The sequence below is a fragment of the Pseudomonas sp. LFS044 genome (genome assembly GCF_047978245.1).
Classification (GTDB): domain Bacteria; phylum Pseudomonadota; class Gammaproteobacteria; order Pseudomonadales; family Pseudomonadaceae; genus Aquipseudomonas.
The window spans coordinates 1-328 of record NZ_JBFPFX010000079.1 but is presented as its reverse complement, the minus strand read 5'-3'; the positions used below and the strand labels follow the sequence as shown (position 1 = coordinate 328).

Sequence of the window (328 nt, the reverse complement as noted above, 5' to 3'; positions counted from 1 at the left end):
GAAGAACATGATCACCGGTGCTGCCCAGATGGACGGCGCGATCCTGGTTTGCTCGGCCGCCGATGGTCCGATGCCACAAACCCGTGAGCACATCCTGCTGTCCCGTCAGGTTGGCGTTCCGTACATCGTGGTCTTCCTGAACAAGGCTGACCTGGTAGACGACGCTGAGCTGCTGGAACTGGTCGAGATGGAAGTTCGCGACCTGCTGTCCACCTATGACTTCCCAGGCGACGACACTCCGATCATCATCGGTTCCGCTCGTATGGCCCTGGAAGGCAAAGACGACAACGAAATGGGCACTACCGCTGTCAAGAAGCTGGTAGAGACT

1 protein-coding gene is annotated in these 328 nt (G+C 58.2%); it reads left to right on the top strand.

Annotated elements, in window-relative coordinates; all coding sequences use genetic code 11:
- The coding region (locus ACNQPL_RS26695; RefSeq protein ID WP_416468391.1) for a GTP-binding protein at nt 1–328 on the top strand (328 nt) is incomplete at both ends.